The sequence below is a fragment of the Salirhabdus euzebyi genome (assembly GCF_014207435.1).
Taxonomy (GTDB): Bacteria; Bacillota; Bacilli; order Bacillales; family Alkalibacillaceae; genus Salirhabdus; species Salirhabdus euzebyi.
The window spans coordinates 36,408-48,836 of sequence record NZ_JACHGH010000011.1; the positions used below are offsets into that span (position 1 = coordinate 36,408).

Genomic DNA, 12,429 nt, shown 5'->3' on the forward strand with positions numbered 1-12,429 from the left:
AAAGTATATCCGTGCGAACGTGCATTCGTATAACATTTTTGATAAAATGACTTAAAAGGATAAGAAAGGAGCTTTTCGATGAAAAAAGCCCTTCGATTTATACATAGTGCAGACTTACATTTAGATAGTCCTTTTAAAGGATTATCCCATGTACCAACTCATATATTTGAAGAAATAAAACAGAGTACTTTTAAGGCATTTGACCGGATAATTGATTTAGCCATCAAACAAGAGGTAGATTTTGTGTTATTTGTCGGTGATCTTTTTGATGAAAATGCCCGCAGTTTAAAAGCGCAAATGAAAGTGAAAAAGGGATTAGAAAAATTAAAACAGCACCATATAGCAGTTTTTATCAGCTACGGAAATCATGACTTTGTTAACGGAGATTATTATGATGTTGACTTCCCAGACAATGTACAAGTTTTCCAAAGCGAGAAGGTTGATTGTTTTCCTTTTTATAAGGGTGAAGAACATGTGGCTAATATTTATGGCTTTAGCTATGAAAACAGAGCAGTAACCGAGCCAAAGGTGAAAGAGTATACCATCACTAGTGAAGCGGTCTATCATATTGGAATGCTTCATGGTAGCCTTTCAACGAATAATGAGCATGATGTCTATGCCCCATTTCTTCTATCGGATTTACAACAAAAAAATATAGATTATTGGGCGTTAGGTCATATTCATAAGAGAGAGCAACTACAAGCATCTCCTTCTGTCCTATATTCGGGAAATATACAAGGTCGCCATATAAAGGAAACGGGTGAAAAGGGAGTTTATGTTGTTGATTTGGATCAAAATGAAACTTATCTTTCCTTTCATTCCACACAGGTTATTAGATTTGAACAGGAATCAATAGATGTGACAGATTGTCGAGGCTTAGATGAATTAGAGTCGATTCTTTCTACTTATAAAGAAGAATGGCGAGAACAGTACGGTAAAGCATTTATTAGATTACAACTAACGGTTGATCAAGAACAGTTAGGTAATGTAAATCTTGACGTCATACGGGAGCTAACGGATGTACTCAATGAAATAGAGGAAGAAGAACAGAAGTGGGTCTGGTTAGAAAGTATCCAAATAAACAATAAAGTTTCTTGGGATAGAGCTGAATTGTTAAAGGGGAATCATTTTACAGGAGAACTGTTAAGAACAATTCAACAAACAACAGATTTGGAAACGAATATAGAGGAATTAACAGCAAACAGAGATATAAAGAAGTATGTTGGGTCCCTTTCTGATGATGAGTTAGCAGAAATAAAGGAACATGCAGAAACACTTTTATTACAAGAGTTATTAAAGGATTGAAGGTGTATAGGATGATTATCGAAAAAATTCATATTTACCATTTTGGAAAATGGAAAGATACCACATTCTCCCTTGATCCATCACTAACTGTTTTTAATGGACCTAACGAGTCAGGGAAAACTTCCTTAAAGTACTTTATTCAGTTTATCCTATTTAATCATTCTATTAAAAAACAATATGAACCTAAGGATGGAAATGTGATAGGTGGCAGATTGTTTCTTTCTGATGGTAAATATGGACAAGTTATTATTGAACGTGTTGCCAACAAACGTAAAGGAAAAGCATTATGTCTTTTACAGGATGGCCAACAAGTAGGGGAAGAATGGTTAAGCCACTTGCTAAATGGGATGGATAGACATACCTTTGAGAATATTTTTACATTTGATGATCGTGAATTACAAAACATTCAACATATGAACGAGGATGATTTAGGTAGAGTATTGTTTGGTGTTGGCTTATCTGGTTCGGAGAAGATTGCATCATTGGAGAAGGATTTAACAAAGCAATTAGGAGATTTGTTTAAACCTAAAGGGAAAAAGCCAATTATTAATGAGCACTTGCAGCAAATGAAAGAAATACAGAAAAAAATAGATTTCTATGCTTCTCAACAAAATGAATATAACCAAGTGAAAGAACAGGTACATCAACTAACGCTACATATACAGCATAAGAAAGAGGAAATTTATTCAAAAGAAAAAGCTAGACTACGAATTCAAAAGTATTTTCAAGTAAAGGAACCAATTCAACAATATTACCTCTTGCATTCAAAGGTAAAAGAATATCGTAATTTAACTAGTTTTCCAAATGAAGGTCTAAAAAGGTTTCAACAAATTAAAGAATTGTTATTACCTGTAAATAGTGAATGGAATAAACTCCAAAAAAAGATAGAGAGTAAAGAAAGTGAAATTTGTACCCTCAACGATTCCAGCCTACCAGAACATTTATATATAGAACTAAAAGAAATAGATAATCTAATTCAAGATATGGAAGGGATACAAAAAGAATTAATTGAGAAAAAGAAGGAACTAGAGCAAAAGGAACTAGCACATCAATATGAGTTAGATATGCTTGGAGTTGAGCAGCAAGGAATAACCTTTTCCAATTATACGTTGTCTATGTTAGTAGAGGAAAAATGGAAATCACTCTTTAAGGCACAACAACAGCTTAGCTATGAAAAAGAGCAAATAGAAGAAGAGCTTTTCGTATTGGAGCAAGAACTTAGTATAATAATGGACAAAATAAATGAGCTTAAGCAGTCGTTCATTACCGAAGAAGAGTATGAAAAGCTCAAAAAGAAGCTTCAAGAACATGAGAGAACTCTAATGTTAGTAGAACATAATCAACATAAAGTGAATGAACATGAACAAATGCTATCTACTATGTTAAAACGATCCAATCAACTAAGTAAAACCATACTCGTGATTTGTTTGGTCATTTTGTTTGGGGCGGTTTTCACAAGTATTATAACTTCCCAATTTATGTGGAGCATATTTGGTGGTGTGGCATTTTTAGTTGGTGGAAGTGTATTCTGGATGATGAATAAAAACACGAAACAACTTCATAAGGAAATGAAGCGGACGCAAGATAACGAACATTTTCTAACTAATCAATTGACGACGGAAAAACATGATCTTCTAAAAAAGCAAGTGTACGAAATGGAGCTTCAAATTGCCGAACAGAAGGAGCTTGAAAAGAGAGCGAATGAATTGGAAAGTTCGATAACAATTGAGTTGCAAAAAATGGAGAAAGTAGCTAGAAAAAGAAAAGAATTCGATTTGCACGTTCAAAACGAACGAACTAAATATCCATTTTTAAATGATTTTGATATAGAACACTGGCCAAGTTTATATCATAGAGTGAATAAGCTGCAAAATAATGAGAAAATTATCATTCAGCTACAAGAACGAATTAAAAATTTGGAAATTGTGCGTGCAAACGTGGAAGAAAAGGCATATGTAATAGCACAAAAATGCAAGTTACATACTTCTAAGAATAGTGACTTGGTAGAGGAATTAATAGGCCTTAAAGAGAAAGAAGACAAATGTAGACAGAATCTTTACCGAATGGAAGAAGAAGTTGATCAGTTGAAGCAAGACAGTTATGACCTTAAGCATAAGAAGGAACCATACGAACAAGAGCAAAAGGAATTATTTGAATTGGCGTTTGTTAACAATGAGGAAGAATTTTTAGAAAAAGGGAAGCGGGTAGAGGAAAAACAGAAACTTCAAGTAAAAATGGAGGAATGGTTAAACCATATTCACATGGTTTTTCATGATAAAGCAGATGAAGTGATAAATGAGTCTCTAAATTGGGACGAGTTAGAGCTATCATTAACAAACATCGATAAAGAAATCGATCACCTAAATATAGAGCTTGATAAACAAAGGCAAAGTTTAGCTGATCGAAAAGCAGAAATGAAACAACTTGAGGATAGTGAACAGTTATCAGATTTACGACATCAATTTGCTATGATGCAAAGTGAGCTAAAGGAGCAAGTAAAACAGTGGATAACATTAAAGGCTGCTGAATCCTTTTTACGAAAAACGAAAGAGACATACCAAAGAGAGTACTTACCGGAAATAATCAATCTAGCTACCTTTTATTTTCAGCAATTAACAAAAGGTAAATATACTGCCATTATCCCTCCAAAAGATAAGGACGGATTTCAAGTAAGGCATAATACGATGGTGAATTATGAAGTCCATGAGTTATCAACTGGCACAATTGCTCAACTGTATGTGAGCTTAAGGATTGCACTGAGTGAAGTGATGAGTGATGCTTTTCCTGTTCCTTTCATTATTGATGATGCTTTTGTTCATTTCGATGGCCAAAGAAAAGAGGAAATGATTTCTATTTTAAGGTCAATTGCTAAACATAAACAGATTATTTACTTTACTTGTAAAGAAAGTGAATTTAAAGATGTGGAAACATGTCATATATTTCTTAATGAATTTGTCATATCTAGCTAATAGATTCGCACATTTAGCAGAATAATGGTAAAATACAGTCAGAAATTCCAACGGAGCATTCACATGGAGGGTTTCCTGTGACAAACAAAGAAGAAATGAATGAAGACTGGATTAAGTATGAAGAAAGAATCGATAAGTTTATACAAGTAATTGCGAAGAACATGACACTTTATGGAATTACTGCATCTGTGGGGCGGTTGTATGGGGCATTATATTTTGCTGATGAACCAATGACCTTAGACGATATGCGTGATGCACTCGAAATGAGTAAAACAAGTATGTCCACAGGGGTACGATCATTGTCTGAAATGAAGATGGTCGAAACAGCTTTTAAAAAGGGAGTACGTAAGGATTTGTATAAATCGGAAGAAGATTGGTATAAATCTTTTACTTCATTGTTTGGGAATCGCTGGCGCCATCACACAGAAACAAATATTGAAGAAGCAGAAGAAGCAATGATGGAGTTAATGAAATTACAAGAAGAAACGCAAAATGAGGAATTAAAGCAAAAGATTGAGATAGACCTAGAAAAACTCCAATATGCGAAAAATTATTACACTTGGTTAATGAAATTTATAAGAGTCGTTGAGACCGGTGAAATCTTTAATTTTATACCGAAAGAACCAACGAATAAATAGAGCGTGAGATACCCACGCTCTATTGGTTTATTCTTTAGGCGTTTATGACCATAAATTTTAGTTCTAGTATTTTAAGAGATTTTTCAAATATAGGTTTTCTTATCTAGGGAGGGGAAATAGAATGTTAAAGGAAATTGGACATGTTGAAGTAGGGCAGCCGTTTGATAACTTTTTATTAATTAAATCTTCAACAAAAGGTGTTGCAAGTAATGGGAAGCCCTTTCTTACCTTAATCTTGCAAGATAGTTCTGGAGATATTGAGGCAAAGCTTTGGGACGCAACAGAAGAAGATGAAAAAACTTTTGTGGCCGAGGAAGTTGTAAAAATTACTGGCGAAATAACTCTATTCAGAGGAAAACCACAACTAAAAATCCAACATATAAGGCCTGCTCAACCGATAGATGGCGTGAGAGTAGAGGACTTTCTTGAAAAAGCCCCAGTTCCCTTAGAAGAACTAGAAGAACGCATTACAGAAGTCATATTTGAAATGACAAACCCTAATATTCAACGTATTGTTCGATACTTTATTAAAAAATATGAATCTACCCTATTTTCTTTTCCGGCCGCAGTAAAAAACCATCATGAATACGTTTCGGGATTGGCCCATCATATTTGTACGATGCTAAATTTAGCAAGGGATTTCAAACGCAATTACCCTGAAATTAATTTGGACCTTTTATATGCAGGTATTATTTTGCACGATCTAGGCAAGCTTACAGAACTCTCAGGCCCAGTTGCACCAAGCTATACATTAGAAGGAAAGCTACTAGGACATATTCCGATTATGGCTGAAGAGATTGGGAAAGCAGCTGATGAACTTGACATAGTTGGAGAAGAAGTGACTATTTTAAAGCATATGATCTTATCGCACCACGGGAAAGGGGAATGGGGAAGTCCAAAAGTTCCACTTGTTCGGGAAGCGGAGATATTACATTTAATCGATTTAATAGATGCGAAGATGAACATGATGAATCGTGCTTTAAATAAAGTGAAACCAGGTGACTTTACGGAACGATTATTTGCTATGGAAAATCGTAGTTTTTATAAACCTACATTTGAATAGAGTAAAGGTCATTTAGTTCTAAACTTGCCTTTGTCCGCATAAGTTTGTACAAAAAGTAGACAAGGGGGAACTTTAATGGTCGTATCCTGGTGGGTGCTAGTTATAATTGGTTTTATATTTTTCAGTGGATATATGTCCTTTCGTGCAATGCGTGCAGAAATGAAGTTAGAGCAAGAGTATATTGAAAAAGAAGGGCAAGTATATATGGAACGAATCAAGCATGCCCGAACTAGCAAAGGAAGCGAAGAAGAAACCGAAAATGTAAATGAAATGAAATCAGTAGGTTAAGAAAAAAAGCAATGTCCAGTTTAGGGGACATTGCTTTTTTTATCTATTGTTCAGTCGTTTTAAATAAATCTTTAAATTGGTCTATTTTAATGTCAATTTTAGCATCATCAAGTAACTGTTGAATCTTTTCCTGTGCCTTTTGTGGATCTATTTGTTCCTGTGCTAAAGATGTTTTAATTTCTTCTCTAAGATCTTCAAGAGGCTTTACATCTTCAACATCACGCGTGTCTGTTAATTTAATGATGTGCCAGCCAAACTGAGATTGAACTGGTTCACTGACTTCGCCAACTTCCAGTTCATAAGCAGCATCTTTAAATTCAGTAACCATATTAGCATCAATACCGAAGAAATCAACATCTCCACCTTGCACAGCTGATGCTTCGTCAATAGAGTGCTCTTCTGCTAGACTAGCGAAGTCTGCACCTTCTGCAAGTTGTTGCACAAGGTCTTTAGCTGTTTCCTCATCTTCCACTAAAATGTGGCTTGCTCTAACTTCGTATGTCATTCTATCGTATTGCTTTTGAATTGCTTCATCAGAAACTTCAATGTCTTCAATAACAGCAAGCTCTTGTAACTTATTAAAGCGAAGTGCATTACGTAATTGATCTTCCGTAGCATAACCACTTTGCATTAATGCCATTTCAAATTGATCACCGTATTGTTCCTTAATGCTTTCCACTTCTTTATCAATTTCCTCATCAGAAACATCATATTTATCAGAAAGAACTTTTGTAATTACCATTTCTTGAAGGATTTCTTCTCCATGACGTTCCTTCAATTGCTGATAAAATTCTTCTTTTGTAATATTTCCTGCTTCTGTTTCAACTACTGGGTCACTATCATCACCTGAAGTACATCCAGTAAGAGCTAGTACACTAGTTGCTAGGACTAATGCGATGATGAATTTCTTCATGATAACACTCCTAATCTTTATCCGAATATTTTTTGTATCATTGACCAATATAACATATTTTTTGTCATATTACATTTTATTATAAGAAATATGGTAACTTCTAGGGAAGTGCCTACTCATAAACCGAGACAACAACATAGGATAGTACAGAAACAAATAAAAGGAGGTGCTTCAATGAGCCACGGTGCATATTACGGAGGAGGATTTGCGTTAATTGTTGTATTGTTCATTTTACTAATCATTGTTGGAGCAGCTTGGTATTAATTCATCACAGGCATATGGGAATGAAAAAGGAAAGGCTTCTTTTAAGGAGCCTTTCCTTTTTTGTACTTTAAGAAAGTTTACCTTTGTTAAAGGGTTAAAGTATAAGAAAAATTAAGGCTTTCGCCATAAGGACCTGGCGACAAGCCAAGTTTTTCTAATATTTCGGCATAAAAAAAAGAAGCCAAGAAAATAGCTCCTTTCTTTTCGTCCTTATATAACATAGTCCATTACGTATATAGTACCTTCATATAAGATGAAATAAGTAAGATGGTGATCGAGACATTAATGGTTCGGAACATTCTGTGAGAACGTTCGTTAGACATTTCAGACTTCAAACAAAATGAGTGTGTTAAAGAATTAAAGATAAATAGAATGAAAACGGCAAATGGTACATAAAACAATTCCACGTCTCAACCCTCCTCCATGTCCTTGTGAGTATCACTTTACCAAAAAATATGCTTATTGAACAGTAAAATATGCTTTTAAAAAGGAAAAGCACCCAAAAGTGGGTGCTATCTTTGTACTAGTATATCGTAGCCATCTTTTGCATTTTCAATTATACATTTTTTGGGTGCATAAATAAATTGTTTAATATACAAAAAATCTTTGAAAGACATACCGATATTCATTGCTGTAAATACAATGATATACGGATAATATGTCGGCGTCACGAAACCTACTACTAACCCAGGTATTGTTAAAAAGATAGTAGGTGAAAGCCACATGAAAATGGAATTACCTTTAGATAATTGTGTCTTCGTCTGATAAGAAATAGTAGGAATAAATCCCATTTCTAACTGCCAACGTACTCTCATTCGTTTGTTTAATAAAACTAAAGGAAGTACATGAGTCATTTTATGCAGAGTAGGTAACAGTACTAATATGATTAATAATGCCCCAAAACCAAGATCTTTTATTGGTGTATGTTGATGTAGAATGGAGTAAGGTAAAAATAATAGAATAAAGGCAAAAAGACCGATTAAACAGGACATAATGTAAATTCTACCCTGACCCAACTCCCTGGTAATGTTCACTGTTTTCCAACAATTATTCATTTCCAGGTCCCCCTTTAACTTGTGTTGTTCCTATCCTTAGTCGTAAGAAATAATAAACCTTCATTTTTTCCACTGTCGTATCATACTTTGTTTTATTATCTAAATCAATAGTTTTTCAAAAAAAAGTTAATGATATTAAGAAGAATATTAATCTTGTTAGTAGGGAAACGCTTATCATATAAATATAGACAAGTAAGCTAAGTTATGTCTTTTTTTTTACTAGTAAAAAAAGGGATGCGATGTAATTACTTAATCGTGACTATATAGAAAGTAATAATTTCGCAATCAATATACATTATAATAAATAAAATGAAAATATTTCTAGGTCTTGTGCGGAGTTTTACTTCTCTTCTTCAACCATTTCTTGTTTCACATTTTGTATCGTACGGTTAAAAATATCCATATATTCATCTCCGTATATATCACGTATTACAGCAACCATTTCTAAAAATTCAGGGAATTTACCGTAAAGTTTTTTTAAGGATAAAGATCCTTTTACAATTTGTCTACTTTCAACATCATGGGTTTCCATGATTTCTAAAAGAAGATTTACGCCTTTGTCTGTTAATTCTACATATGTATTACGTTTATCGTTTTCTTTTTTGGAAAAAGTAAGTAAACCACGGTCCTCTAAATTTTTAGAAAAATTAAACGCTGTGGAAACGTGCATAACACCAAATTTGGAGATTTCTGAAATACTAGAACCTTTTAAATGATAAGCAATCAATAAAATATGATGCTCATTTATATTTAGGCCATAAGGCTTGACCCAATCCTGCCAATCTTTTTCTATTGCTTTCCACAATGCTTTACTCATTTGTGCCATTTTATGACTGTACAGGATGGCTTCTTGAATTGAATACTCTACTTTTTCTTCCATCAGATAAACTCTCCAATCTTAACATCCCTTTTTTTCTATTATGCCAGTAAATACTAGAATAATAAAGTTTATCACGAACATCGAAATAATTAGGGGGAAAAGGGGAAGAAAAAGAAAAAATCCCTCGATTTCAACTGCCGAAATCGAGGGATTTTTTAAGAATTTGTAGAAGGGTCATTAGGGTCCATATCCTGAAATGTTTCTTCAATTAAATAATGAAACTTAATCATATCCTCAATTCTTTTTTGTAAGGATTGAACATACTCAAAATTTCTAACTTCTTCACTTTTTGTTTGTTGTTTTAGCTGGGTTTTAATTTCTTTTAACGATTGTTTTTGTCTATCTGCCGCATCAAGCCATTTATCCACATAAGTCCGCATAAACTTACGGTAAAGGTTTTCGTTTGCTTGATAAAGATCCTTTCGAACACCTTTTTTCCATACACGTTCAACTAAATTGGAATCAAGTAAGCTTCGAATGCCTGTACTCATGGATGTTTTACTTTTACCAAGAGCGTGACTCATTTCATCCAAAGTCATAGGTTTTTTATTTATATACAGTGTGACGAAAAGCCTTGCATCAGATGGAGACAGATCAAACATCTCTAATGTTTTAGAGAACTCAGAAATCATTTGATTGTGTATTTGCTCTAGTAATCGTTCATGATTTGTCTCGGGCATTACGGGGAGGCCTCCTTAAACTCTGCTCTATGTATCACCTTACTAAAAGTTAAGAAAATATGGAAACGACAAGGTGGTGAGTAATTCTTAGGAAATGAAAGTAAAACAAAGAATTCATTATGATTAGTTCGTACAGTTTTAACTGTATGAAAAATATATACAAAAACAAAGGTTTTTACGGTTTGTACTTTGGGTATGTAAAGGATATAGTTATACAAGTGATTGGGAATATGCCCAAATTCGTTATTTTTGACACGAAATAAAAGGTAGTGAGGTGAAATATGGTGCCGATTATAAAAGTAGAAAATCTATCAAAGGTTTTCGGAAAAAAGCCACAGGTAGCCCTTGAACTTTTAGATGAAGGTAAATCAAAAGACGAAATTCTTGAACAAACAGGAAACACGGTTGGGGTTAATCGTGCAACGTTTGATGTAGAAGAAGGAGAGATTTTCGTTATCATGGGCTTATCTGGTAGTGGTAAGTCTACACTTGTTCGATTACTTAATAGATTAATAGAGCCTACAGAAGGCAGCGTATATATTAATGAACAAAACTTAGCAAAAATGGATAAAAAAGAGCTGAGACAAATTCGCAGAGAAAAAATGAGTATGGTTTTTCAGAAATTTGCTCTGTTTCCATTTCGTACTGTATTAGAAAATGCGGAATATGGATTAGAAATCCAAGGTATTGATAAGGAACAAAGGAAAGAAAAAGCTGAAAAAGCACTTGAATTAGTTGGTTTAGGTGGTTATATTAATCAGTTGCCTGCTCAATTATCCGGTGGTATGCAACAACGTGTAGGATTAGCGCGGGCATTAGCGAACGATCCAGAAGTGTTATTGATGGATGAAGCTTTTTCTGCATTAGATCCATTAATCCGCAAAGAAATGCAAGATGAATTACTAGACTTACAGGACCGAATGAAAAAGACAATCATCTTTATTACACATGATTTAGATGAAGCATTAAGAATAGGCGATAGAATTGCGTTAATGAAGGATGGATCAATTGTTCAAATTGGTTCACCAGAAGATATTCTTGTAAATCCTGCAAATGAATATGTAGAAAAATTCGTAGAGGATGTCGATCGTTCGAAAGTATTAACGGCCGAGAATATTATGAAGCGTCCAGAAACGATTAATATTGAAAAACATGGTCCTCGTGTGGCATTAGAGCGCATGAAAGAGGAAGGATTATCTAGCATGTATGTTGTGGATCGCCAGCGTAAGTTACATGGTTATGTAACGGCAGATGATGCTTCTGCAGCAGTAAAGAAAGATACCAAAGATTTAAATGAAATATTAAGAACAGATGTACCTACAGTTACACCAACGACAACGATGACTGAAATATTCAATATTATTTATAATTCACCTGTTCCAGTAGCAGTTGTTGATGACGGTACTTTAAAAGGAATTATAGTTAGAGGAGCTGTGATTGCAGCGTTAGCAGGTAGTGAGGTGAATACAGAAGATGTTGGATAAATTACCTAAGTTAGAGGTCGCACAGCCTGTAAGGGATCTTACTGACTGGATAAAGGAAAAATTCGAATTTATATTTAATCCAATTAAAGATGATTTTGGACCATTTTTAGAAAAACTAAGTGAAGAATGGTTAGCTGCGATTCCGGCATGGCTTTTCATTCTAATCGTAGCTGTGCTAGCATTTTTTGTTAGTGGGAAAAAGTTTGGTTTTGCCATTTTCTCTGTACTAGGACTTGTATTTATATATAACCAAGGACAATGGGTAGAACTAATGTTTACCTTTGTATTAGTTATAGCAGCCAGTTTTCTCGCAATTATTATAGGTATACCAATTGGGATTTTAATGTCCAAAAGTAAAGTTATCCAATCGATTTTGACCCCCGTATTGGACTTTATGCAGACGATGCCAGCATTCGTATATTTAATTCCGACTGCAGCATTTTTTGCTATCGGTATGCCACCAGGTGTATTTGCTGCTTTAATTTTCGCAGCACCACCTACTATTCGTTTAACAAATCTAGGAATCCGTCAAGTTTCGAAAGAGCTTGTTGAAGCTTCAGAGGCATTTGGTAGTACTGGTTTACAAAAGCTAATAAAGGTTGAACTACCAATGGCGAAATCAACCATAATGGCTGGAATTAACCAAACGGTTATGTTATCCCTATCCATGGTTGTTGTAGCATCCATGATTGGAGCACCAGGACTTGGAAGAGAAGTAATTAGAGCTCTACAACGTGCAGACGTTGGGGCAGGTTTTGTTGCAGGTTTAGGTATTGTTATTTTGGCTATTATTATTGACCGATTTACACAATACATGAACAAAGGTAAGGCTTAGTTATTGTTGGTAACTTTTCATTCGAAAAGTTTACTATATATATTTAAAACAAAAG

At 34.3% G+C, this 12,429-nt stretch carries 14 protein-coding genes; 9 read left to right on the top strand and 5 right to left on the bottom strand.

What is annotated here, in order from left to right:
- Positions 1-78: 78 nt before the first annotated feature.
- The 5 genes from HNQ94_RS15495 (at position 79) to HNQ94_RS15515 (ending at position 6,263) form a co-directional block, all read left to right on the top strand.
- Complete coding sequence (locus HNQ94_RS15495; protein WP_174497162.1) at positions 79-1,305, top strand: metallophosphoesterase family protein; 1,227 nt, start codon at positions 79-81, stop codon at positions 1,303-1,305.
- An 11-nt stretch (positions 1,306-1,316) separates the two neighbouring features.
- Positions 1,317-4,274 (top strand): ATP-binding protein, encoded by a 2,958-nt coding sequence (locus HNQ94_RS15500; RefSeq protein WP_174497163.1) that lies wholly within the window; start codon positions 1,317-1,319, stop codon positions 4,272-4,274.
- Between the two features lie 95 nt (positions 4,275-4,369).
- On the top strand, positions 4,370-4,912 hold the full coding sequence (locus HNQ94_RS15505) for a GbsR/MarR family transcriptional regulator (protein WP_174497232.1): 543 nt from the start codon (positions 4,370-4,372) through the stop codon (positions 4,910-4,912).
- Positions 4,913-5,033: 121 nt separating this feature from the next.
- Positions 5,034-5,975 carry a 3'-5' exoribonuclease YhaM gene (gene yhaM, locus HNQ94_RS15510; protein ID WP_174497164.1) on the top strand — a complete coding sequence of 314 codons (942 nt, stop codon included), beginning with the start codon at positions 5,034-5,036 and terminating at the stop codon, positions 5,973-5,975.
- Between the two features lie 75 nt (positions 5,976-6,050).
- The gene (locus tag HNQ94_RS15515; RefSeq protein ID WP_174497165.1) at positions 6,051-6,263 is read left to right on the top strand and encodes a sporulation YhaL family protein; all 213 of its coding nucleotides are present in this window, start codon (positions 6,051-6,053) and stop codon (positions 6,261-6,263) included.
- A 43-nt stretch (positions 6,264-6,306) separates the two neighbouring features.
- Here HNQ94_RS15515 and HNQ94_RS15520 read toward each other — a convergent pair whose 3' ends face one another.
- On the bottom strand, positions 6,307-7,176 hold the full coding sequence (locus tag HNQ94_RS15520; protein ID WP_174497166.1) for a peptidylprolyl isomerase: 870 nt from the start codon (positions 7,174-7,176) through the stop codon (positions 6,307-6,309).
- Positions 7,177-7,350: 174 nt separating this feature from the next.
- Here HNQ94_RS15520 and HNQ94_RS15525 point away from each other — a divergent pair, with 174 nt between their 5' ends.
- Positions 7,351-7,440, top strand: coding sequence for a YjcZ family sporulation protein (locus HNQ94_RS15525; RefSeq protein ID WP_174497167.1), 90 nt, complete (start codon positions 7,351-7,353; stop codon positions 7,438-7,440).
- 227 nt (positions 7,441-7,667) lie between these two features.
- Here the strand turns inward: HNQ94_RS15525 and HNQ94_RS15530 are convergent, their stop codons facing one another.
- From HNQ94_RS15530 to HNQ94_RS15545, 4 genes are all read right to left on the bottom strand, one after another.
- Positions 7,668-7,847 (bottom strand): hypothetical protein, encoded by a 180-nt coding sequence (locus tag HNQ94_RS15530; protein WP_174497168.1) that lies wholly within the window; start codon positions 7,845-7,847, stop codon positions 7,668-7,670.
- A 105-nt stretch (positions 7,848-7,952) separates the two neighbouring features.
- Positions 7,953-8,495, bottom strand: coding sequence for a DUF3267 domain-containing protein (locus HNQ94_RS15535; RefSeq protein ID WP_174497169.1), 543 nt, complete (start codon positions 8,493-8,495; stop codon positions 7,953-7,955).
- Positions 8,496-8,835: 340 nt separating this feature from the next.
- On the bottom strand, positions 8,836-9,378 hold the full coding sequence (locus HNQ94_RS15540) for an HTH-type transcriptional regulator Hpr (RefSeq protein ID WP_376697754.1): 543 nt from the start codon (positions 9,376-9,378) through the stop codon (positions 8,836-8,838).
- Positions 9,379-9,530: 152 nt separating this feature from the next.
- Positions 9,531-10,055, bottom strand: a complete 525-nt coding sequence (locus HNQ94_RS15545) for a GbsR/MarR family transcriptional regulator (protein WP_174497171.1) — start codon at positions 10,053-10,055, stop codon at positions 9,531-9,533.
- 146 nt (positions 10,056-10,201) lie between these two features.
- On the opposite strand from HNQ94_RS15545, the gene HNQ94_RS19835 reads away from it, so the two are divergent.
- Genes HNQ94_RS19835 through HNQ94_RS15560 form a run of 3 tightly spaced genes read left to right on the top strand, consistent with a single transcriptional unit; the run spans position 10,202 to position 12,374 of the window.
- On the top strand, positions 10,202-10,318 hold the full coding sequence (locus HNQ94_RS19835) for a hypothetical protein (RefSeq protein WP_174497172.1): 117 nt from the start codon (positions 10,202-10,204) through the stop codon (positions 10,316-10,318).
- Between the two features lie 21 nt (positions 10,319-10,339).
- The gene (locus HNQ94_RS15555; RefSeq protein ID WP_282960581.1) at positions 10,340-11,539 is read left to right on the top strand and encodes a quaternary amine ABC transporter ATP-binding protein; all 1,200 of its coding nucleotides are present in this window, start codon (positions 10,340-10,342) and stop codon (positions 11,537-11,539) included.
- Entirely contained in the window at positions 11,529-12,374 is an 846-nt protein-coding gene (locus HNQ94_RS15560; protein ID WP_174497174.1) for an ABC transporter permease, read from the top strand. Before HNQ94_RS15555 ends, HNQ94_RS15560 begins: the two co-directional genes overlap by 11 nt.
- The last annotated feature ends 55 nt before the right edge of the window (positions 12,375-12,429 follow it).

Excerpts from the sequence above, each read along its gene's own strand:
- HNQ94_RS15495 (WP_174497162.1), top strand. The coding sequence starts at position 79 with ATGAAAAAAGCCCTTCGATTTATACATAGTGCAGACTTACATTTAGAT.
- HNQ94_RS15500 (WP_174497163.1), top strand. The coding sequence starts at position 1,317 with ATGATTATCGAAAAAATTCATATTTACCATTTTGGAAAATGGAAAGAT.
- HNQ94_RS15505 (WP_174497232.1), top strand. The coding sequence starts at position 4,370 with ATGAATGAAGACTGGATTAAGTATGAAGAAAGAATCGATAAGTTTATA.
- yhaM (WP_174497164.1), top strand. The coding sequence starts at position 5,034 with ATGTTAAAGGAAATTGGACATGTTGAAGTAGGGCAGCCGTTTGATAAC.
- HNQ94_RS15515 (WP_174497165.1), top strand. The coding sequence starts at position 6,051 with ATGGTCGTATCCTGGTGGGTGCTAGTTATAATTGGTTTTATATTTTTC.
- HNQ94_RS15520 (WP_174497166.1), bottom strand. The coding sequence starts at position 7,176 with ATGAAGAAATTCATCATCGCATTAGTCCTAGCAACTAGTGTACTAGCT.
- HNQ94_RS15525 (WP_174497167.1), top strand. The coding sequence starts at position 7,351 with ATGAGCCACGGTGCATATTACGGAGGAGGATTTGCGTTAATTGTTGTA.
- HNQ94_RS15535 (WP_174497169.1), bottom strand. The coding sequence starts at position 8,495 with ATGAATAATTGTTGGAAAACAGTGAACATTACCAGGGAGTTGGGTCAG.
- HNQ94_RS15545 (WP_174497171.1), bottom strand. The coding sequence starts at position 10,055 with ATGCCCGAGACAAATCATGAACGATTACTAGAGCAAATACACAATCAA.
- HNQ94_RS19835 (WP_174497172.1), top strand. The coding sequence starts at position 10,202 with ATGAAAAATATATACAAAAACAAAGGTTTTTACGGTTTGTACTTTGGG.
- HNQ94_RS15560 (WP_174497174.1), top strand. The coding sequence starts at position 11,529 with ATGTTGGATAAATTACCTAAGTTAGAGGTCGCACAGCCTGTAAGGGAT.